The sequence below is a fragment of the Streptomyces sp. RLA131 genome, assembly GCF_056270125.1.
In genome coordinates this window covers 7,235,896-7,256,894 of record NZ_JBWDOQ010000002.1, presented here as the reverse complement: position 1 = coordinate 7,256,894, position 20,999 = coordinate 7,235,896, and the positions used below count along the sequence as shown (strand labels likewise).

At 72.5% G+C, this 20,999-nt stretch carries 16 protein-coding genes and 1 pseudogene; 10 read left to right on the top strand and 7 right to left on the bottom strand.

Annotated features, from left to right (window positions below; genetic code table 11):
* The first annotated feature begins 12 nt into the window (after positions 1-12).
* The 9 genes from RWE79_RS33805 (at position 13) to RWE79_RS33765 (ending at position 13,192) form a co-directional block, all read left to right on the top strand.
* Positions 13-2,799, top strand: a complete 2,787-nt coding sequence (locus tag RWE79_RS33805; protein WP_475943882.1) for an alpha/beta fold hydrolase — start codon at positions 13-15, stop codon at positions 2,797-2,799.
* The gene (locus RWE79_RS33800) at positions 2,796-3,665 is read left to right on the top strand and encodes an ABC transporter permease (protein WP_475943881.1); all 870 of its coding nucleotides are present in this window, start codon (positions 2,796-2,798) and stop codon (positions 3,663-3,665) included. Before RWE79_RS33805 ends, RWE79_RS33800 begins: the two co-directional genes overlap by 4 nt.
* A gap of 75 nt (positions 3,666-3,740) precedes the next feature.
* A complete protein-coding gene (locus RWE79_RS33795) occupies positions 3,741-4,292 on the top strand; it encodes a P-loop nucleotide/nucleoside kinase family protein (protein ID WP_475943880.1) in 552 nt (183 codons plus the stop codon).
* A 90-nt stretch (positions 4,293-4,382) separates the two neighbouring features.
* Positions 4,383-5,648 carry an ROK family protein gene (locus RWE79_RS33790; RefSeq protein WP_475943879.1) on the top strand — a complete coding sequence of 422 codons (1,266 nt, stop codon included), beginning with the start codon at positions 4,383-4,385 and terminating at the stop codon, positions 5,646-5,648.
* 251 nt (positions 5,649-5,899) lie between these two features.
* Positions 5,900-7,159, top strand: a complete 1,260-nt coding sequence (locus tag RWE79_RS33785; RefSeq protein ID WP_475943878.1) for an ABC transporter substrate-binding protein — start codon at positions 5,900-5,902, stop codon at positions 7,157-7,159.
* A 20-nt stretch (positions 7,160-7,179) separates the two neighbouring features.
* Positions 7,180-8,145: a carbohydrate ABC transporter permease gene (locus RWE79_RS33780; protein WP_475943877.1), complete on the top strand. Its 966-nt coding sequence runs from the start codon at positions 7,180-7,182 to the stop codon at positions 8,143-8,145.
* A 77-nt stretch (positions 8,146-8,222) separates the two neighbouring features.
* Entirely contained in the window at positions 8,223-9,038 is an 816-nt protein-coding gene (locus RWE79_RS33775; RefSeq protein ID WP_475946270.1) for a carbohydrate ABC transporter permease, read from the top strand.
* An 18-nt stretch (positions 9,039-9,056) separates the two neighbouring features.
* On the top strand, positions 9,057-12,029 hold the full coding sequence (locus RWE79_RS33770) for a glycoside hydrolase family 2 TIM barrel-domain containing protein (RefSeq protein ID WP_475943876.1): 2,973 nt from the start codon (positions 9,057-9,059) through the stop codon (positions 12,027-12,029).
* Positions 12,026-13,192 (top strand): MFS transporter, encoded by a 1,167-nt coding sequence (locus tag RWE79_RS33765; RefSeq protein WP_475943875.1) that lies wholly within the window; start codon positions 12,026-12,028, stop codon positions 13,190-13,192. The genes RWE79_RS33770 and RWE79_RS33765 overlap by 4 nt, the downstream gene beginning before the upstream one ends.
* A gap of 13 nt (positions 13,193-13,205) precedes the next feature.
* Here the strand turns inward: RWE79_RS33765 and RWE79_RS33760 are convergent, their stop codons facing one another.
* The 7 genes from RWE79_RS33760 to RWE79_RS33730 form a co-directional block, all read right to left on the bottom strand.
* Positions 13,206-14,432: an MBL fold metallo-hydrolase gene (locus tag RWE79_RS33760; RefSeq protein WP_475943874.1), complete on the bottom strand. Its 1,227-nt coding sequence runs from the start codon at positions 14,430-14,432 to the stop codon at positions 13,206-13,208.
* Positions 14,433-14,546: 114 nt separating this feature from the next.
* Positions 14,547-15,398 (bottom strand): GNAT family N-acetyltransferase, encoded by an 852-nt coding sequence (locus RWE79_RS33755; protein WP_475943873.1) that lies wholly within the window; start codon positions 15,396-15,398, stop codon positions 14,547-14,549.
* Between the two features lie 4 nt (positions 15,399-15,402).
* Positions 15,403-16,497: a glycoside hydrolase family 25 protein gene (locus tag RWE79_RS33750; RefSeq protein ID WP_475943872.1), complete on the bottom strand. Its 1,095-nt coding sequence runs from the start codon at positions 16,495-16,497 to the stop codon at positions 15,403-15,405.
* Between the two features lie 9 nt (positions 16,498-16,506).
* Positions 16,507-16,953, bottom strand: coding sequence for a PPOX class F420-dependent oxidoreductase (locus RWE79_RS33745; protein WP_475943871.1), 447 nt, complete (start codon positions 16,951-16,953; stop codon positions 16,507-16,509).
* Between the two features lie 7 nt (positions 16,954-16,960).
* Entirely contained in the window at positions 16,961-18,733 is a 1,773-nt protein-coding gene (locus RWE79_RS33740) for a DUF2264 domain-containing protein (RefSeq protein WP_475943870.1), read from the bottom strand.
* Positions 18,730-19,797: a rhamnogalacturonan acetylesterase gene (locus tag RWE79_RS33735; protein ID WP_475943869.1), complete on the bottom strand. Its 1,068-nt coding sequence runs from the start codon at positions 19,795-19,797 to the stop codon at positions 18,730-18,732. Before RWE79_RS33735 ends, RWE79_RS33740 begins: the two co-directional genes overlap by 4 nt.
* Positions 19,798-19,892: 95 nt before the next feature.
* Positions 19,893-20,522, bottom strand: a complete 630-nt coding sequence (locus RWE79_RS33730; protein ID WP_475943868.1) for a GNAT family N-acetyltransferase — start codon at positions 20,520-20,522, stop codon at positions 19,893-19,895.
* 59 nt (positions 20,523-20,581) lie between these two features.
* Between RWE79_RS33730 and RWE79_RS33725 the strand changes: the two are divergent.
* Positions 20,582-20,975, top strand: a pseudogene (locus RWE79_RS33725) (Tn3 family transposase); the annotation flags it as partial.
* Positions 20,976-20,999 lie beyond the last annotated feature (24 nt).

The window sequence follows — 20,999 nt, the reverse complement described above, 5'->3', positions numbered from 1 at the left end:
AGGACCATCTGCATGCGACTGGCCCTTGGCAGGCACTGGCGTCAACGGCCGCGCCGGCACCGGATCGCGGCCGCGGCGGCCGTGCTCGCGGTGCTGGCCGGAACCGGCGTCGTCACGGTCGCCGCCGCCGACAGCCCGGCTTCCGTTCACCGCGCGGACCGGGTCTTCTCGATGCCGGAAACCCCCGGCAGTGCCGGGCGTGTCCGCGTCGACACCTCGTACTTCACCTCCGGCGGCCCCGGGCGGCGTCCCGCGGTGCTGCTCGCGCACGGCTTCGGCGGCAGCAAGGACGACATGCGCGCCGAGGCGGAGCGCCTGGCGCGGGACGGCTACGCGGTGCTGACCTGGTCGGCGCGCGGCTTCGGCTCCTCCACGGGCCGGATCGGGCTCGACGCGCCGGACCGCGAGGTCGCCGACGTGAGCCGGCTGATCGACTGGCTCGGCAAGCAGGACGACGTGCTGCTCGACGGCCCCGACGACCCCCGGGTCGGCATGGCGGGCGCGTCCTACGGAGGCGCGATCTCGCTGCTGACGGCCGGCTACGACCAGCGGGTCGACGCCATCGCCCCGCAGATCACCTGGTGGAATCTGGCCGACGCGCTCTTCCCGCAGAACGCCTCGGGGCAGCCGGCCGGGTCGGGGGTCTTCAAGAAGCTGTGGGCCGGGATCTTCTTCACCACGGGCAGCACGGGTACCGGCGCAGGGTCCGGGACCGGGACCGGGACCGGGTCCGGGACCGGGACCGGGACCGGGACCGCTTCGGCGGCCGGCTGCCGTTTCACCGCCGCGCTGTGCGCGATGTACGACTCGGCGGCCGTCTCGGGCCGCGCGGACGCCGCCACCGTGAAGCTGCTGGAGCGTTCCAGCCCCTCGTCGGTCGCCGCCCGGATCAAGGTCCCGACCCTGGTCGTCCAGGGCCAGAACGACTCGCTCTTCCCGCTGGACCAGGGCGACTCCATCGCGCGGTCGGTGGCCGCCAACGGCGCGCCGGTCTCCGTGGACTGGACGTCGGGCGGTCATGACGGCGGCGACCAGGAGGCCTCGCGGACCGAGTCGCGTACGGTCGCGTGGTTCGACCGGTACCTCAAGAAGGACAAGGGGGCCGGCACCGGCCCGGCCTTCCGGGTCACCCGGACCGGCGGACTGGACACCACGGACGGGCAGACCGTGCAGCGCGGCGCGAGCGCCGGCGCCTACCCGGGGCTGAAGGGCACCGGGAGCCGCACGGTCACGCTGACCGGCCGGACCCAGACGGTGTCGAACCCGGCCGGCGGCTCACCGCCGGCGATCTCGTCGGTGCCCGGCATCGGCGCGCTGTCGCAGCTCAGCAGCCTCGGGCAGGGGCTGTCGCTGGACTTCCCCGGACAGCAGGCGGTCTTCGACTCCGCGCCGCTGGGCTCGGCGCTGCGGATGACCGGCACGGCCCGCACCCGGATCACCGTGACGACGGACGCGGCGGCCGGAGCGGTGCTCTTCGCCAAGGTCTACGACGTCGGGCCGGGCGGCAGCGCCTCGCTCCCCCACCAGTTGGTCGCCCCGCTGCGGGTCGGCGGCGCGGGGGCCTCCACCACGGTCACCGTGACGCTGCCGGCGCTGGACCACGAGTTCGCCGCCGGGCACCGGCTGCGGCTGGTGCTGGCCAGCACCGACCTGGGCTATGCCTCGCCGGCCGCTCCGGCCACGTACAGCGTCTCGCTGCCGGAGGGTTCCGGTCTGACCGTGCCCACGGACGGCGCGCTGGCGGCCGGGCAGACGGGCCTGCCGGCCTGGACGTGGGGGCTGCCGCTGGGCGCGGTCGTGCTGGCCGCCGGGCTGCTGCTCACCGGGCGCAGCCGGTTCCGCGCGGGCCGCCGGGCCCCGCAGGAGGGCTCCGCCGAGGTGCCGCTGGAGATCTCGGGGCTGTCCAAGCGCTACCGCGGCTCCGCCGACCGGTATGCCGTACGGGAGCTGTCGTTCCGGGTGGAGCGGGGCCAGGTGCTGGGCCTGCTCGGGCCCAACGGGGCGGGCAAGACGACCACCATGCGGATGCTGATGGGCCTGATCAGGCCCGACGCCGGGAACGTGCGGATCTTCGGGCAGGAGATCGTGCCCGGCGCGCCGGTGCTGTCGCGGGTGGGCGCCTTCGTGGAGGGCGCCGGATTCCTGCCGCACCTCACCGGGCGGGCCAACCTCGACCTGTACTGGCGGGCCACCGGCCGGCCCGCCCCGGACGCCCACACCGACGAGGCCCTGCGGATCGCCGGCCTGGGCGAAGCGCTGGACCGGGCGGTACGGACGTACTCGCAGGGCATGCGGCAGCGCCTGGCCATCGCCCAGGCCATGCTGGGGCTGCCCGATCTGCTGATCCTCGACGAGCCGACCAACGGTCTCGACCCGCCGCAGATCCGCGAGATGCGGGCGGTGGTGACCCAGTACGCGGCGACCGGGCGGACCGTGATCGTCTCCAGCCATCTGCTGTCCGAGGTCGAGCAGAGCTGTACGCATCTGGTGGTCATGGACAAGGGCCGGCTGGTCGCCGCCGGGCCGGTCGACGAGATCACCGGCAGCGGCGACATCCTGTTCGTCGGCGCGCCGGGCATGCCGGCCGACGCCCTGGCGGAGACCGCCCGCAAGCTGTCCGGGTTGCCCGGCCTCGGGGCGGCCGACGCCGCCGAGGGCGGTCTGCTGGTCCGGCTCGACGGCCTGGGCGTGCCCGAACTGCTGGCCGAACTCCTGCGCCTGGAGGTGCCGGTGGAGCGGGTCGGTCCGCACCGCCGCCTGGAGGACGCCTTCCTCACCCTGATCGGAGGCCCGGCATGACCGCCGGTACGGACACCGTTCACTCCGGCGCGCCGGGGTACCGCCCGCGCCGTACGCTCCCGCTGCGCGTCGAGGCGGTACGCCAGTTGCTGCGCCGGCGCACCCTGGTGGCCTTCGCCGTGGTGGCGGGGCTGCCGGTGGTGGTGTGGGCGGCCTTCGCGATCGGCGGCACCCCGGGCGGCCGGAACTCCTCGGTGACGCTGATGGATGTGGCCACCGCCTCCGGGCTGAACTTCTCGCTCGCCGTGCTCTTCGTCTCCTCCGGTTTCCTCCTCACCATTCCCGTCGCCCTGTTCTTCGGCGACACGGTGGCCTCCGAGGCGAACTGGTCCTCGCTGCGCTATCTGCTGGCCGCGCCGGTGCCCCGGGCCCGGCTGCTGGCCAGCAAGCTGCTGGTCTCGCTGGGCTTCAGCGCGGCCGCCGTGCTGACCCTGCCGGCCGTGGCGCTGGCGGTGGGCACGGCCGCGTACGGCTGGGGCGCTCTGGAGCTGACCACGGCCGGTTCGCTGGCGCCGGGCACGGCGCTGGGCCGGCTGGCGGTCATCGCGCTGTACGTCTACGTCAGCCAGCTCGCGGTGGCGGGCTTCGCGCTCTGGCTCTCCACCGTCACCGACGCCCCGCTCGGGGCGGTCGGCGGCGCGGTCGGCCTGGTGATCATCTGCAACATCCTGGACGCCATCACGGCTCTGGGCTCGCTGCGCGACATCCTGCCGACGCACTGGCAGTACGCCTGGGCCGACCTGCTGCAGCCCGGGCACGTCGAGTGGGCGGGAATGATCAAGGGCACCTCGGTGTCGGTGTCCTTCGCGGTGGTCTTCTTCGCGCTGGCCTTCCGCGGCTTCCGCGGCAAGGACATCGTGTCGTGACCGGTCGGCTCACCCGGGCGTCTCTCCCGGTGGCGCCGGCCACTGACAACGCCCGGTGGCCGTAAGGTCGCGGGCATGTTAGCTGTGTTGGTCAACGGCCTGCCGGGCGCGGGGAAGACGACCCTGGCGAAGGCCCTCGCGTACGAGCTGGAGCTGCCGCTGTTCAGCAAGGACGCGGTGAAGGAGACCCTCGCGGACGCCCTGGCCGGGGTGCGTCCGGCGGGCTGCACGGCGCTGGAGTGGAGCCGGGTGCTCGGGGTGGCGGCGGCGGAGAGCCTGTGGACACTGCTGGCGGACGCGCCGGTCGGGGCGGTACTGGAGAGTCCGTGGCTGGCACATCTGCGGTCGGTGGTGGCCGCGGGGCTGGCCCGGGCGGGTGCGGACGAGGTGCACGAGGTCTGGTGCGACGTGCCGTTGGAGACCGCGCGCCGCAGGTTCACCGAGCGGGCCGGCAGCCGGCACGCGGTGCACGCGGAGGGGACGGTGTTCTTCGACGACCAGTGGCGTTTCTGGAGCGGCGTGGCCGAGCCGCTCGGCCTGGGAGCGGTGCACTACGTGGATACGACACGGAAGGTGGACGTGGCGTCGCTGGCCTTGCGGATCGCCTCCGCCGCCGACTTTCGATAGTGCTTTTCCTAAGGGGTTGTTCAACCCCTTCCGGAAGCAATAGCCTGTCCGCTCGTCGGAGGAAGACGCGGGACGGAGGGGGTCTCTGCCATGAAGCGGACGTCCCGGGATATTCGCACGGCCAATCGCTACGGCGTGCTGCGGCACATCGTCGCCGAATCCCCCGTCTCCCGGCAGGAGCTGGCCGCCGCGACCGGCCTCAGCCTGGCGACGGTGGCCAACCTGGTCGGCGAGCTGCTGGAGCTGGGCCTGCTGGTCGAGGTGGGCTACGAGGACTCCGACGGGGGCCGCCCCCGCGGCCTGGTCGCGGTCAACGCCGAGGGCGGGGCGCTGATCGGCGTCGACGTGGCGGAGACGTACATCCATGTGGAGCTCTACGACCTCGCGCTGACCGTACTGGCCCGCGCCGAGGAGGAGCTGCGCCCCGGCGAGAACGAACCCGCCCAGGTGCTGGCCCATATCGTCTCGGCCGTGTCGACGGTGGTCGGTGAGGCCGGCATCCCGGCCGACCGGGTGCTGGGCGTCGGGGTGAGCATGCCGGGGATGGTGGACCGGGAGGGCGGGGTGTCGGTCTTCGCGCCCAACTGGGACTGGCACGACGTGCCGCTGCTGGGCCTGCTGGCCGAGCACATCCCGTATCCGCTCTACCTCGACAACCCGCTGCGGGCCTGCACGGTCGCCGAGCTGTGGTTCGGCGCCGCCCGCGGCTGCGACGACGCGGTGGTGGTCAATCTGGGCACGGGTGTCGGCGCGGGCCTCGCCCTGGGCGGCGCGCTGCACCGGGGAGTGACCAACAGCGCCGGGGAGTGGGGCCACACCACCCTGGTACTGGACGGCCGGCTCTGCCACTGCGGCAACCACGGCTGCGTCGAGACCTATGTCGGCGCCCCGGGCATCATGCAGAACCTGCGCGAACTCGCCCCGGACAGCCCGCTGCTGCATCCGGAGGACCAGACGGCGACCATCGAGGCCCTGGCCCGGGGCGTCGCGGCGGGCGACCCGGTCGCGGTGAAGGTGGTCCGCGACACGGCGCGCTATCTGGGCGCGGCCGTCTCCGACCTGGTCAATCTGCTCAATCCCGAGGTGATCGTGCTGAGCAGCTGGGTGGCCCGCAAGCTCGGGGCACCGCTGCTGGAGGAGGTCCGCGAGGCGGTCGCCCGGCACGCGCTGCGCCGGCCGCTGGAGAGCACGCGGATCGTACTGTGCCCGATCCCCTCCAACCCCGTCAGTCTCGGCGCGGCGACCTTCGCCCTGGAGGGTTCGCTCGCGTCGGTGGGACAGAAGACCCCCAAGCCGGTCCGCCGGACCGGCATCGGCGGCACCGCGACGGCGAGGACCCGCAGCCTGCCTTCCTGAGTGCGGCCGAGGCCGCCCTCGCCGAAGGCGTACCCACCCTCGCCGGTCCGTGGCGGGGGCGGCAGCGATGCCCGGAGCCCAACCCGGCTACGGGCGCTGTCCGTTCGATCTCTCGAACCGGCGTCATAACAGTTCGATGACATGTCCCAGCCCCTTCCTTCCACCTTCGTCCAAGTCCTTGACGAAGTACTTTTCTATTAATAGCGTCCCGCTGCACCACTGAGCCATGACGACGAGACAAGGAAGTCAACATGTCGGCAATGAGCAGGGATTGGGACCGTCGGAGCGTGCTGCGGGCGGCAGCGGGCATGGCGGCGCTGGGCGGCCTGGCCGCCTGCGGCAGCAACACCGGGCGCAGCAGCGGGGGTTCGGGCAAGACCCTCACCCAGTACTTCCACGCCTATGGCGAGGCGGGCACCGAGCAGGCCATCAAGCGCTACGCGAAGGCCTACACCAAGGCCGACGTGACCACGCAGTGGATCACCGGCTCCGACTTCGAGAGCAAGCTGTTCTCCTCGCTGCTCACCAAGAACGCCCCCGACCTCTTCGAGTTCCACCCGCAGATCCAGCTCGTCAAGAGCGGTCAGGTGGCGGCGCTGGACGACATCATCGATCCGGTCAAGGACGACTTCAACCCGGCCGACATCAAGTCGCACACGGTGGACGGCAAGATCTACGGCGTCCGGATGATCGACGACCCGCAGTTCTTCTTCTACCGCAAGTCCCTGCTCAAGGCCGCGGGCATCGAGCCGCCGACCACGCTCGACGAGCTGGTCGAGGCCGCGGCCAAGCTCACCACGGGCAAGGTCAAGGGCCTGTTCCTCGGCAACGACCTGCACGCGGTCATCAACCCGCTGATCTGGTCGGCCGGCGCCGACACCCTCGACGACAAGAACCAGATCGCATACCACACCGAGGGAGTCAAGGAGGGCCTCAAGACGATGCGCAAGCTGTTCACCAGCGGCCACCTGCTCCTCGACGCCCCGGCCGACTACTGGGACCCGTCCGCGATCGTCCAGGGTCTCACCGCCATCCAGTTCTGCGGCATGTGGGCCATGCCGGTCATGCAGAAGGCCCTCGGCGACGACCTCGGGGTCTTCCCCTTCCCGAAGGTCACCGACTCCGGCAAGCCCTCCGTCTACAACGGCGGCTGGTCGATGTTCGTCAACGCCAAGGGCAAGAACGTCGACCTGGCCAAGGAGTACGTGAAGTGGCTCTGGATCGACCAGAAGAAGTACCAGGAGGACTGGTCGCTCGCGTACGGCTTCCACATCCCGCCGCGCGCCTCGCTCGCGGCGTCCGCCACCAAGCTCAAGACGGGCCTGCCCGCTGAGGGCGTCAAGCTCTTCAGCGAGTACGGGCACTTCGACAACATCGGCTGGACCCAGAGCATGATCACCGCGCTGGAGGACGTCTTCGCCAACAGCGTCCGCAAGAACGGGGATCCGGAGGCCGCTCTCGACAAGGCCGACAAGACCGTCAACCGCGAGCTCAAGAAGCTCTTCGGATAGACCGACGGACGGGTAACGACATGTCGAGCACCACCACGCGCGGTGTCGCGCACCCCGCCCCGGCCAAGGCCTCCCAGGCCAGGCCGCGGCGGGGCGTGCGGGGCAGCAGCACGTTCAACTTCTGGCTCTTCACGAGCCCCTTCCTCATCGGCCTGCTGGTCTTCGTCTACATCCCGATCGGCTGGAGCCTCTGGCTGAGCTTCTTCGAGGCGCGCTTCACCGTCACGCCCAGCAAGTTCGTCGGTTTCGACAACTACGAACAGATGCTGACGAACAGCAACTTCACCGGCGCCCTGCTCACCTTCACCGTCTTCGCCGCGATCATCGTGCCCACCACCTGGGCGTTCTCGCTGGGACTGGCCCTGATGGTGAACCGGCTGCGCTTCATGAGGGCGTTCTTCCGGTCGGTCTTCTTCCTGCCGACCGCGTGCAGCTACGTCGCCGCCTCGCTGATCTGGAAGATGTCCATCTTCAGCGGGGTCCGCTTCGGCCTGATGAACACCGTCCTCGGCTGGTTCGGGATCGAGAACATCGCGTGGCTGGCCAACCCGAGTCCGCCCTGGTACTGGCTGGTCATCGTCTCGGCCCGGCTGTGGCTCCAGGCCGGCTTCTACATGATCCTGTTCCTGGCGGCCCTGCAGAACATCCCGCCGGACCTGTACGAGGCAGCCTCCATCGACGGCGCCAGGCCCGGGTGGCAGACCTTCTGGTACATCACCCTGCCCCAGCTCCGGGCGACCTCGACCGCCGTGATCCTGCTCCTCCTGGTGGCCGCCTACCAGGCCTTCGACGAGTTCTTCAACCTCCTGTCGAAGACCACCTGGGGCCGTCCGCCGCTCGTCGAGCTGTACTACACGGCCCTCGGCCAGGCCCAGGACTACGGCGCCGGCAGCGCGGGAGCGGTCATCCTGACCCTGCTGATCTGCATGGTGACCCTGCTCCAGGGCAAGTTCATGGGATTCGGAAGGGCGGAGGAGGCCAAGTGACGACCGTCCTCGAAAACCACCAGGCCGACGCCGCGCCCCCGCGGCAGCCCGAGCGCGGGCGCGACCGGCGGGCTGTCATCGGCTCCACCGGCCTGTGGATCGCCACCGGCGTGGCCACCGTGCTCTTCCTCGTGCCCTTCTATCTGCTCGTCCGCAACTCCCTGTCCACCGACGCGGAGATCACCGGCGAGAACTGGCAGTTCTTCCCCACCCACCTCCAGTGGGGCAACATCAGCGAGCTGTTCGACGACCCGACGGTCCCGTTCGCGCGGTCCCTGTGGAACTCCACGGTCGTCGGCGTCCTGCACACGCTCGGCACGCTGCTGGTCTGCTCGCTGGCCGGCTACGGCCTGGCCCGCATCCCGTACCGGCACGCCAACAAGGTCTTCTACGCCGTCCTGGTGACCCTGATGGTCCCGTCCGCCGTCACCTTCGTGCCCAGCTTCGTGCTGGTCTCGTCGCTCGGCTGGGTGGACAGTCTGCGCGGTCTGATCATCCCGGGTCTCTTCAGTGGTTTCACCTGCTTCCTCTTCCGGCAGTACTTCCTGGGGTTCCCCAAGGAGCTGGAGGAGGCGGCGCGCGTGGACGGGCTCGGTTACTGGGGCGCGTACTGGCGCATCGTCGTGCCCAACTCGCTGAACTTCTTCGCCGCGATCGCGACCATCACCTTCATCAGCGGCTGGAACGCCTTCCTGTGGCCGCTGGTCATCGGCCAGGACCCGGAGGCATGGACGGTCCAGGTCGCGCTCTCCTCGTACATGACCAACCAGACTGTCAACTTCCATCTGATCTTCATGGCCACCGCGATTTCCATCCTGCCCCTGGTGTTCGTGTTCCTCTTCCTCCAGCGCTGGCTGGTCCAGGGGATCGCACAGACCGGTATCAAGGGCTGATTCATCACAGGAGCTGTTTTGAGCACCGACCTGCCGTACTACCTCGACCCGTCGCCCGGCACCGGCGCCCTGCCGCCACGTGCCTGGTACGCCGGGTCGGACGCGGCCCGGCTGAACCTGAGCGGGTCGTGGCACTTCCGGCTCTCACCGACGGCCACCGCGCAGGACGAGTCCTTCGCCCGGCCGGAGTTCGACGACTCGCGCTGGGACCGGCTGCCGGTGCCCGCGCACTGGGTACTGCACGGTCACGGCTCGCCCGCCTACACCAACACGCTCTACCCCTTCCCGGTGGAGCCGCCGTACGTGCCCACCGAGAACCCCACCGGCGACCACCGCTTCACCTTCGCCCTGCCGCAGGAGTGGCCGGAGCGGGGCGAGGCGGTGCTCCGCTTCGAGGGCATCGAGTCCTGCGCGAAGATCTGGCTCAACGGTGAGGAGCTGGGCGTCTTCAAGGGCAGCCGGCTGCCCGCCGAGTACCCGGTCGGCGACCTGCTGCGCCCGGAGGGCAACGTACTGGCCGTCCGGGTGCACCAGTGGTCCTCCGGCAGCTACCTGGAGGACCAGGACCAGTGGTGGCTGCCGGGCATCTTCCGGGACGTCACGCTGCTGCACCGGCCGGCCGGGGCCGTGACGGACTTCTTCGTGCACTCCGGCTTCGACCACAGCACCGGCGAGGGCACACTGCGCGTCGACGCCGAGCCGGGCGGCCGCGTGACGGTGCCGGAGCTGGGCATCGACATCGCCACCGGCGAGTCCGTCACCGTACCCGTACGGCCGTGGACCGCCGAGACGCCGCGGCTGTACGACGGCGAACTGGCCACCGACGGAGAGCGGGTGCCGCTGCGTATCGGCTTCCGTACCGTCCTGGTCGAGGACGGCGTGCTGAAGGTCAACGGGCGGCGGATCCTGTTCCGGGGCGTCAACCGGCACGAGTTCCACCCCGAGCACGGCCGGGCCGTCGACCCGGAGACGATGCGCGCGGACGTGCTGCTGATGAAGCGGAACAACATCAACGCGGTGCGCACCAGCCACTATCCCCCGCACCCGGCGTTCCTGGCGCTCTGTGACGAACTGGGGCTGTGGGTCGTCGACGAGTGCGACCTGGAGACCCACGGATTCGTCGAGTTCGAGGGCTGGAAGGGCAATCCCGCCGACGACGACCGCTGGACCCCCGCGCTGCTCGACCGGGCGGCCCGGATGGTCGAGCGCGACAAGAACCATCCGTCGGTGGTCATCTGGTCGCTCGGCAACGAGTGCGGCACCGGACGCGGCCTGTCCGCCATGGCCCGCTGGATCCGCGGGCGCGACCCGCACCGCCCCATCCACTACGAGGGCGACTGGTCCTGCGCCGACACCGACCTCTACTCGCGGATGTACGCCGACCACGCCGAGGTCGAGCTGATCGGCCGGCGCGAGGAAGAGCCCTTGGCCGACCCGGAGCTGGACGCCAAGCGGCGCGCGCTGCCGTTCATCCTGTGCGAGTACGCGCACGCGATGGGCAACGGCCCCGGCGGACTCAGCGAGTACCAGCGGCTGTTCGAGACCCATGAGCGGTTGCAGGGCGGCTTCGTCTGGGAGTGGATCGACCACGGCATCAAGCAGTGGACGCAGGACGGTACACCGTATTTCGCATACGGTGGCGACTTCGGCGAGGAGCTGCACGACGGCAACTTCGTCTGCGACGGCCTGCTCTTCCCCGACCGGACGCCCTCGCCCGGCCTGGTCGAGTACAAGAAGGTCGTCGAGCCGGTCCGGATCGCGGGCGATCCGGGCAGCGGCACCGTGCGGATCACCAACATCCATGACTTCACGGACCTTTCGCATCTGCGCTTCACCTGGGTCTACGAGATCGACGGCACCGGCGTCGCCCAGGACGCGCTGACCGTGCCGCCGCTCGCCGCCGGGGAGAGCGCCGAACTGAAGCTGCCGGTGCCGGAGGCGGCCGGCCAGCACGGCGATGCCCACTGGCTGGTGCGGGCGGTGCTGCGCGAGGACACCCCGTGGGCGGAGGCCGGTCACGAGGTGGCCTGGGGCCAGTGGCCGGCGGGCGTCGCGGCGGACAGCACGGCGGACGTCGCGGCGGACAGCGCGGCGGACAGCGCGGCGGACAGCGCGGCAGCACCCGCCGCGTACGGGACCGCGCGCACCCCGCGGGCCGGCGAGGGCGGCGTGGTGGTGCTGGGCCCCGGCACCTTCGACGCGGCGACGGGCGAGCTGCGGTATCTGGACGGCTTCCAGGTGGCCGGCCCCCGCCTCGACGTCTGGCGGGCGCCGACCGACAACGACGAGGCCGCCCTCTCGGTGCCGGAAACCCGCTCCGGACTGGCCTGGCGCAAGCTGGGCCTGCACCGGATGCGGCACCGCGTCGCGGATGTCTCGGTCACCGGTGACGGGGTGACGGTGACCACCCGGGTCGCCCCCGCCGCCTCCGATCTGGGATTGCATACCGTATACCGATGGACGGCGGAGGGCGACCGGCTGCACCTCGCCGTCGAGGTCACCCCCGACGGCGACTGGAAGGTGCCGCTCCCCCGGCTCGGCGTACGGCTCGGGCTCTGCGGCACGCTCGGCGACACCGAGTGGTACGGCGGCGGCCCCGGCGAGGCCTACCCCGACACCCGGGCGGCCTCCCGCATCGGACGCTGGACATCGACGGTCGACGCGCTCCAGACCCCGTACGTCCGGCCCCAGGAGAACGGCGCCCGCGCCGACGTCCGCTGGGTGCGGCTGCGCCGCGAGGACGGCACGGGCATCGCGATCGAGGGCGCGCCGCCCTTCTGGTTCACCGCCCGCCGCTGGACCGGCGAGCAGCTCGACGCCGCCGCCCACACCCACGACCTGGTCGCGGGCGACATCCTGTGGGTCAACCTCGACCACGGCCAGCAGGGCATCGGCAGCCAGTCCTGCGGCCCCGGCGTACTGCCGCAGTACCAGCTGGACGCCGCCCCGGCCTCCTTCGGCTTCACCTTCTCCACCCTGGCCGGTCGTTGACCACCACCACACAGGCACCCGCCACGGCCGGACGGCTCTTCAGCCGCCCGGCCGTGGCCGCGTCCTGTGTCGGATTCGTCCTCATCGGGGCCCTGCAGGCGCTGTACGGGCCCGCGGTCCCCGCCCTGCGCGCGGACTTCGGCCTGTCCCCGTCGGCCGCCGGCCTCGGCCTCAGCGCCCACTTCGCCGGCGGTGTCGCCGGTGTCCTGGGCTTCAACGCCATCCACGGCCGGATCGGCAACCGCACCCTGCTCACCCTCTCCTACGGCCTGATGGCCGTCGGCGGCGCCGCCTTCGCCGCCGCGCCGAACTGGCCCCTGGCGCTGGTCGCGGCGCTGCTGACGGGTCTGGGCTTCGGCGGTATCGACTACGGCCTCAACCAGCTCTTCGCCGTCGGGTTCGGCGACCGCGGCGCCGCCATGCTCAATGTCCTCAACGCCCACTTCGGCATCGGGGCGGTGGCCGGCCCCGCGCTCCTCGCGGTCCTGGGGCCCGCCCGCTATCCGTACGCCTTCGCGGGCCTGGCCGTCCTCGCGGCGGTGCTGGCCCTGAGCACCCGGGGCGTCGCCACGGACGACACGCCGCAGCGCCCCGGGACCGCCGGGCCCGGGGGCGGACGGCGGACGCTGTCCCCCGTGCTGCTGGGCTTCGTGGTCCTGTATGTGCTCAATGTCGGCGTCGAGGCCGGGGTGGGCGGCTGGGAGCCGAGCCATCTGGAGGCCCTGGGCCGCTCCGCCACGCTCGCGGCCTCGGCCACCTCCACGTACTGGCTGATGATGACCTTCGGCCGCTTCCTCGTCGTGCCGCTGACGCTGCGCTGGTCCACCCGGCGGATCCTGACCGGCTGCGGCGCCGGGATGACCGCGTGCCTGGCCCTGGCCGGTATCCCCGCGCTGGCCCCGTACGCGTATGCCGGGGTCGGCCTGTTCATCGCGCCCGTCTTCCCCACCGGACTGCCCTGGCTGGCCCGCGCGGTGCCCGGTGCCCGGCGGGCGGGTGCCTGGGTCATCGCCGCTTCCATGATCGGCGGGGTCGCCGCCCCGCCCGCCCTCGGCAAGGGCATCGAGTGGTCCGGCGTCGGCGCCGTCCCGCTGCTCCTGCTCGGCCTCTCCGCCGCCGCCCTGGCCACGACACTGTGGCTCGCCCGGGCGGCCCCCCGGTAGGGCCGCGGGAGTACTACGCCCGGGCGCTGTCGGGCTCCGCGGCGCCCTGTCCCGGGGACGGGCTGCCGGGGGCCCCGGGGGCAGCCGGGGTGCCCGGGGCGTCGGCGACCGGGGGCCAGGCGCGTTCCGCCGAACGGGCCACGGCACGCCACCAGGGGTCGAGGGGCAGCCCCGCCGAGGGCTCGAAGGGCTCGCCGGGGCGTGGCGCCACGACGGTGGCACCGCAGGTGAGGGCCGCGGCGACGGTGCCCTCGACCGGCGCCTCCCAGGGGTGCGGGGCCAGGTTGAAGGTGCCCCAGTGGATGGGGAGCATGACGCCCGCGGCGGCCGTACCGCCCTGGAGGTCGACGTGGGTGCGCACGCCCTCCTGCGGCGTCATGTGGATGTCGGGCCAGAACTCGCTGTAGGCGCCGACCTGGATCATGGTCGCGTCGAACGGCCCGTGCGAGGCGCCGATCTCCTCGAAGCCCGGGAAGTATCCCGTGTCGCCGCTGTGGTAGACGCGGTGCTCGGGGCCGGCGACGACCCAGGAGGCCCAGAGGGTGTGCTGGGTGTTGCGGATCGCCCGGCCGCAGAAGTGGCGGGCCGGGGTGGCGGTGAGGGTGAGCCCCTGGACCTGGGTGGACTCGTGCCAGTCCAGCTCGGTCATCCGGTCCTGCGGGACGCCCCAGCGTTCGAGGTGGGCGCCGACGCCCAGCGGTACGACGAATCTGGTGCCGGTGCCGGCGAGGGCACGGACGGTCGGCATGTCGAGGTGGTCGTAGTGGTCGTGGGAGATGACGATCACGTCGGCCTCGCCCAGCTCCGCCAGGGGCACGGGCACCGGGTGCAGCCGCTTGGGGCCGATGAACCCGAACGGCGAACAGCGCTCGCCCCAGACGGGGTCGAACAGCACCCGGCGGCCATCGATCTCGGCGAGCACGCTCGAATGGCCCATCCAGGTGAGCCGCAGCCCCGACGCGGGCGGGGCCGCGAGGGCGGCGAGGGTCGCCTCGGCACCGTACAGGGGGATCCGGCCGGCCGGGGCGCGGCGGACCCGTTCCTCCTTGCGAAAGTAGCTCCGCGCGAACTTCAGCATCGAGCCGGTGGGCACCGTACGGGCACCCACGGGGTTGGTGAAGACGCCGTCCGCGAAGTTCGGCGACCGCCGGATCCGCTCCATCCGTTCCCCGGAGGGGTTGTCGCCGAAGGCGGGGATGAGAGCGGCGAGCGGAGAACGCTTCGGACTGGAGCCGGTCACGGCACCTCCCGGTAGTCGGCGGTCACGGTCGCCGCGAGCCGTGCGGCCCCGGCGGAAACAGTATGTACAGCGACAACTCCTACAACCGGCATTCCGGTTCCGCGCCCCGGATCGTCATGTCCCGAAGTCAAGGGTGATCCGGTCGCTGACCGGCACATAGCCCAGGCGCCGGTACAGGGCGTTACTGGTGGGGTTGGTGAGGTCGGTGAAGAGCAGCACCCACTCGGCGCCGGCGTTCAGGGCGGCCTGGCTGACGGCGGCCACCGCGGCCCCGGCGTAACCGCGTCCGCGCAGGCCGGGTGGGGTGTAGACGGGAGTCACGCGGGCGCTGCCGGCGACGGTGCGGGAGATCCCGGCGAGGCAGACGGGGGTGCCGCCGTCCTCCCACAGGGTGAGCCCGCCGTAGCCGAGGCGGTCCTCGACCTGCCGGTGCGGCCGTGTTCCGGGGTCGTCCGTCTCGGCTGCGAAGGCCGCGTACCAGCCGACCAGCAGTTCCCGGTCGGCGGCGGTGGCGGGCCGGGCCCGGCCGGCGGGCATCGGCTCGGGTGGCCGCAGTCGCTCCAGCCGGTGCAGCCGGCTGCGCCGGCCGGCCGATATTCCGGTTCCGGTTCGGGCCCGCCAGGCGCCGGCGAAGGCCTCGGCGATGAGCGGTTCGGCGACCACCCCGGGCAGTGGCCGGTCCTGGTCCCACGACCCTGCCAGTGAGGCGGCCGCGTCGCCCCTGGGAGCGGCTAGCACTACGGGACGGGGCGGGGTGTGCGCGAAGGCGCCCTCGACGGCACCCCCGGGGGCGGTGCACCAGCCGAACAGCGCGGATTCGCCGAGGGCGCCTTCGTGGACGCCCGCGCCGTGCCGCAGTGTCCCGGTGACGGTGAGCAGTACGGTGTGCTCGTCCGGCCGGGAGCGCAGGAAGGCGCCCGCGGCGGCGAGGAAGACCTCCAGGTCGCCGGTGACGGTCCAGGCCATCCGGCTACCGGTCCTGGCGGATCGCCCACCGGCCGCCGTCGGCGGTGGGGGCGGGGAGGCCGGCGGAGCCGTCGGGGGTGACGGGCAGGACCGACACATAGACGTGCTGGCCCTTGTCCAGGCCCTTGGAGAAGGGGACGGAGACGATCTGCCCGCCGGGGGTGGCCAGGATGTCGGCGACGACCTCGGTCCAGGAGCCGGTGGAGGCGCCGTCCGCCCAGTCGTGGACCTCGTAGCGGATCTGGAGCCGGGTTCCCCCGGGGAGGCCGGACAGCACGAGACGTCCGTTGAAGTCGGCCCAGGAGCCGAGCGGGGAGACGTAGCCGGGGTGGTCGCCGTCGGCGTGCGCGCCCTCGGGGTCGGCGTACTCGGTGTCCCAGCTGATGGCGGTCCACGCGTCCCAGGCGAGGGTCTGGGCGGTGGTCCTGCCCAGGCTGGTGCGGATCGGCATGTCGTCTTCCTCGGAGTCCGGGCCGCTCGCCCAGGCCCGCAGGCCGGCGGCGGTCAGATAGCAGATGGAGCGGTCGACCGGCTCGGACGTGAACTGCCAGAACAGCGGGTCGCGCCCGGAGGGGTGCGGGCGGGCGGCGGCCTCGGCCCTGGCGTAGGTGGCGCCGCTGGTCCAGGGGTAGCGCGGGTACCACAGGGGGGCGCCGGCGGGGGCGTGACCCTGGGCGATGTCGTCGCCCGAGGTGTACACGCCGACCCGCTGGCCGGGGAAGGCGTCGGAGACCAGCTGGATCCAGCGTTTCGCCCAGGCGGCGATCTGCGCGTGGCCGCGGCCCGCGTAGTTGGCGCCGTCGCTGCGCCGTTCGAGGTCGAGCCAGTGCACGAAGCCGGGGCCCGCCCAGGGCTTCACGGCGGCCGTGTAGTTGGCCGCCTCGTCCGTCACGTCCTGGTTGGGCCACCCGTAGTGGTACGCGCCCGGGACCAGCCCGGCGGCGATGATCCCCTTGATGTGCTGGGTGAAGCGGGCATCACGGGTGTGCCGGCCCTCGCTGGCCTTGGCGAAGGCGAAGTCCACGCCGTCGGCTCTGTGGGCGGACCAGTCCTGCGGTCCCTGGTATACGGAGACGTCCATTCCGCGGCTGGTTCCCACACCGACGATTCAACCACGCGCGGGCTGGCCGTATGCGCGCTCCACGTGAAGCTTCAGCACAAGTCGCCGGTCCTCGACCATCGCACGGCGGTAGTCGTCCCAGTCGGGATGCTCCTCGCCGCGCACGCTGCGGTAGAGGTCGACGAGTTCCTCCACGGTGGCGTCATGGGTGCCGGCGGCGACCGGGGTGAGTTCGGCGGTGCCCTCGGCGACGGTCCAGGACCAGCGGTCGGCGCTGGTGACGTGGTAGCTCGCGCGGGGATCGCGGCGCAGGTTGCGGGTCTTGGCGCGGTCGTCGGTGAGGGAGACCCGGATGACGCGCCGCTGCGGGTCGTAGTGGTGGGTGACGTTGGACAGTTGGGGGCGGCCGTCGCGCTTGATGGTCACCAGCACACCGCCGTCGGTGCCGGCGAGGAGCTGGAGAAGGGCGTCCTGGGTCTGCTCGGTTTCACTCATGCCGGGATCAACGAGCGCCGGGCGGAAGGGATTCCACGGTGACCCCCACCGGGGTGACGCGGGCGTCGTGGACGGCGCCGTCGGGCCAGTCGACGGTCACCCGGTCGCCGTCGACGGTGACCGACGCGAGGGTGTGCAGCGGCGGCGGCGCCCCGTCGGCGGTGAGCCGGGCCAGGCACACGAAGAGCCCGCCGGGGGCCTCGCCGGCCGTACCGGTGAGGACGGGCACGGCGGCGGGACCGTACGCGGTCGGGGCGGGCGGCAGGCCCGGGGCGGCGACCAGGCCGTGCACGGGGTGCAGTTCGGAGCTCAGGCCCTTCGGCGCGGCCCAGCCGGTCTGCCGCAGGGGCGTGCCGGGCGGGGCGCCGGTCACCCGGTGGACCCGCACCTCGACGGCGCCGCGCGCCAGGACCAGGCCGACCACGTCGGCCTCGCCGGCCCGGGAGCGGGAGGCGGCCCAGCCGTCGCCGGCGCCGAGGGGCCGCAGGGCGGTGCGTTCGGTGCCGGGCGGCCCGAAGCTGTTGTCCTCGGGGGCCGGGCCGGTGGCCGTGGAGTAGGCGAGCCGCGAGTAGTGGGGGTCGTAACGGGCGTCCTGGCTACCGTGGTTGTGGAGCCGTACGACGCCGTCGGCGGCCGTCGACTGGAGCAGCCAGTTGGGCGCCGCCACGGCGGTGACCGCGTCCTCGCGCTCGGCGGGGGCGGGTTCCTCCACGGCCGTCCACACCTCGTGCTCCGGCGGGAGGAGCAGCCCGAGGAAGCCCTTGCTCGCCCAGTACGGGGAGGCTGGGCCCGAATAGCCCTGCAGGACGCCCTCGTACGGGCCGTGCCAGCCCAGTGAGAGCAGTCCGTCGGGGCCCGCCGCGCCCCGGTCGAGGAAGTGGCGCAGCGCGCCGGAGGCGATCCGGCGGGTGGTGCCCGGGGTGAGGGGGGTGTGGCCGGTGAGGGCGCCGAGCCAGAGGGGGGCGGTGGTGGCCATCCGGTAGGTGAGGGAGCGGCCCTGGTGCAGGGGGGCGCCGTCGGCGCCGAACAGGCGTGCGTAGTCGGTGAGATGGAGCCGCAGACGGTCGCCGTAGCGGGCCAGCAGCTCCGGGTCGGCGGAGAGCCAGGCCTGGAGGACCGGGTAGAGGTGCATGGCCCAGCCGTTGTAGTAGTCGTACGCGGGCAGGTCGCCGTCCGTGTACCAGCCGTCGCCCCGGTACCAGCGTTCGATGCCCTCCAGGCCGGCGGTGACGGTCTCGCGGTCCCCGAGGAAGCCGGCCACGGTCACCGGGAACAGCTCCCAGTTGCAGGGCCAGGCCTTCGCGGTGACCGCGTCGCCCAGCCAGGCGGTGGCCCGTTGGCGTACGGAGTCGTCGAGCCGGTCCCAGAGCCAGGGCCGGGTGAGCCGCAGGCACAGCGCGATCGAGGCGGCCTCGACCAGCGGCTGGGAGCGGTCGGCGACGACCGGCCAGTCCTCGGGACCGTCGCCGCCGGGGGTGCGGGTCCCGGCGGCGAGGCCGTCCGCGTACCGCTCCAGCAGACCTGACGGGTCCTCACCTCCGGCGCCCGCGACCCGGAAGGCCGCGAGCAGGAAGGTGCGGGCGTATCCCTCCAGGCCGTCGGAGCGGACCCCGGACCAGCTCGGGCGGCCGCCGGGCAGGTGGTACAGGGCCCGGCCGGGGGTCGCGTACGGGGCGACGGCGGCCAGAAGTCCGTCGGCCGCCGCCTCCCAGTGGGCGCGGGTCCAGCCGGTGCGGGGGCTGAGCACCCGGTCCTCGGGCGGCATGGGGAAGGGGATCATGGCTGGCGTACCGCCCTTTCCTTGACGAGGTGCCGGGCCGTCAGCTCACCGAGGACGAGCTTGGAGACCTCGGTGGCGCCGGTGACGCCGAAGTGGGTGTTGTCGCGCTTCTCGTTGTACAGGTAGAGCGCCTTGGACGCCTCGGGTCCGTACGACTCGACCAGGGCCTTGGTGAGCGCGGTGAGGTCGATCAGCGGCACGTCCTCGTCGGCGGCGAGGGCGCGCATCTCGGCGGGCAGGTCGACGCCGAGGCCGTTGACGTGCAGCGCGGTGCCGTTGTCGAGCGTCCCGTCGGAGTTGAACCAGCGCCGCACCACCGGGGTGACCAGGACCGGGCGGCCACCGCGCTCGCGGACGCCCTCGACGAGCGCGGCGAGGTTGGCGCGGTAGTCGGCGGCGGTGGTCTGTTTGTCGTTGTGCCCGAACTGGATGAGCACCAGGTCGCCGCGCCGGATCAGCGGCCGCATGGTCGGGAAGAGCTCCTGCGTCGTCAGGAAGGAGCCGGAACTCTCCCCGGAGTCGGCGTAGTTGGCCGCCGAGAGGCCGCGGCGCAGAAACTGCGGCAGCTCCTGCCCCCAGCCGGTGTAGGGCTCGCCCGGCTGGTCGCAGACGGTCGAGTCGCCGGCGAGGAAGAGGTGCGGGGCGCGGCTGGGCGTGATGCGCAGCGCGGCGAGCCGCGGCGCGGTCCCGCCGAAGTACAGGTCCAGGCCGGGCGTACCGACGGCCCCGGTCGGCTCGCCCTCCGGGGTGCGTACGTTGACGGTGAAGCCGCGGCGTACGTGCTCCCCGGCGCCGGTCGCCGTCTGCGCCAGCACCGCGCGCCGGGTCTCGGCGGTCACCGCGGTACTGCCCTCGGTCGCACCGCCGAGCACGGCGGACACGTCGTAGTCGCCGGGCGCCACGTCGAAGTGGCAGACGATCGGCACGACGTCGGTGGCGCAGTGGTCGAGCCCGGCGCCGGTTCCGTACGGGGGCGGCGGGCCGTCACCCGCGTGGGCCGGGGCGGCGGACAGTCCCACGACGCAGGCGACAGCGGCGAGCAGTGCGATACCGGCGCGGCTCATGGTGCGGCTCCTCTCGGGCGGATGGTCGGCCGTCGGGGACCCTACCGCCCTGGAGCAAGCGCTTTCTAGACTCCGTCACCGAATTTTGAAACGGTTCATGGAATCGGGACCCCCGTATCCCGCCCGAGATAGGTCAGCGGCCCGGCGGCGGCGACCGCGATCTCGTGGAAACCCACGCGGTCGTAGAAGGCGCGCGCCGGGGTGTTCACCGTCACCATGCCCAGGTGGACCGCCCCGACGCCCTGCCGGGCGAGCGCCGCCAGCAGCGCCCGCATCAACTCCCGTCCGTACCCGCGACGCTGGTAGTCCGGCAGCAGATCGATGTGCAGATGCGCCGGATACCCGGCCAGCTCCGGCACGATCATCCGCTCCGGGCGGTGCAGCAGCCCGGCCATCACCTCGGCCGGCGTGCCCGGCTCCCCCTGCGGCGCCGGATGGCGGGCCCCCGCCGCCGGCAGCCACTCCTCTCGGAAGCGCTTCACGAACACGGCCGTGTCCGCCGTCCCCACGACATACCCCACCGCCCGCCCCCCGTCGTCGGCCACGAAGGCGAGTTCCGGCTCCAGCTCGGCGTAGGGCCCGGCGAAGATGTCCGGCAGCAGAGCGGGGGCCTCCGGGTACAGATGGCGGGCGTCGCCGCCCTCGTGGCCGGTGCGTACGCAGATGTCGTACAGCGCGGCGCGGTCCGCGGGGGCGTAGGGACGGATGACGGCTCGTGAAGTCATGAAGGCCAGCCTGCCCTTGTGGGAGCGCTCCCACAAGGGGCGTGACACGCTGGGAAAATGTCGGCCTCAAGCGGATCGCCACGCACCGGCCGGACATGCTCCGCGTCGCCGGACCGCCCATCACCAACCAGGTCCGCACCTGCAACCCGCTGCGGATGTTCGGCCACGAGGGCCACCCCACCCCGCCCGGTGCCGCGTTCGCCGGGTACGGCCGCATCGACAAGACCATGTGCCCGCTCGCCCTGATCGACCCGGTCGACGACACCTACCGCCGCCGGTACCGCGAGGACCAGGGGGCAGCTTGCCGCCCTCGGCCTGGTCCTCAACGCCGTGGTCCTGCGGAACATCCGATACCAGGACGCCGCCATCGCCCAACTCCGCGCCGAAGGTCACGAGATCCGCGACGAGGACGTCGCCCGGCTCTCCCCGCCCAAGGACCGGCACATCAACCTCCCGGACCCGCCGAGGACGCCGGGG

Bases quoted from the DNA above. Each gene is read 5' to 3' on its own strand.
- RWE79_RS33740 (WP_475943870.1), bottom strand. From the start codon at position 18,733: ATGATCCCCTTCCCCATGCCGCCCGAGGACCGGGTGCTCAGCCCCCGC.
- RWE79_RS33790 (WP_475943879.1), top strand. From the start codon at position 4,383: ATGAAGCGGACGTCCCGGGATATTCGCACGGCCAATCGCTACGGCGTG.
- RWE79_RS33805 (WP_475943882.1), top strand. From the start codon at position 13: ATGCGACTGGCCCTTGGCAGGCACTGGCGTCAACGGCCGCGCCGGCAC.
- RWE79_RS33785 (WP_475943878.1), top strand. From the start codon at position 5,900: ATGTCGGCAATGAGCAGGGATTGGGACCGTCGGAGCGTGCTGCGGGCG.
- RWE79_RS33745 (WP_475943871.1), bottom strand. From the start codon at position 16,953: ATGAGTGAAACCGAGCAGACCCAGGACGCCCTTCTCCAGCTCCTCGCC.
- RWE79_RS33780 (WP_475943877.1), top strand. From the start codon at position 7,180: ATGTCGAGCACCACCACGCGCGGTGTCGCGCACCCCGCCCCGGCCAAG.
- RWE79_RS33795 (WP_475943880.1), top strand. From the start codon at position 3,741: ATGTTAGCTGTGTTGGTCAACGGCCTGCCGGGCGCGGGGAAGACGACC.
- RWE79_RS33755 (WP_475943873.1), bottom strand. From the start codon at position 15,398: ATGGCCTGGACCGTCACCGGCGACCTGGAGGTCTTCCTCGCCGCCGCG.
- RWE79_RS33800 (WP_475943881.1), top strand. From the start codon at position 2,796: ATGACCGCCGGTACGGACACCGTTCACTCCGGCGCGCCGGGGTACCGC.
- RWE79_RS33735 (WP_475943869.1), bottom strand. From the start codon at position 19,797: ATGAGCCGCGCCGGTATCGCACTGCTCGCCGCTGTCGCCTGCGTCGTG.
- RWE79_RS33730 (WP_475943868.1), bottom strand. From the start codon at position 20,522: ATGACTTCACGAGCCGTCATCCGTCCCTACGCCCCCGCGGACCGCGCC.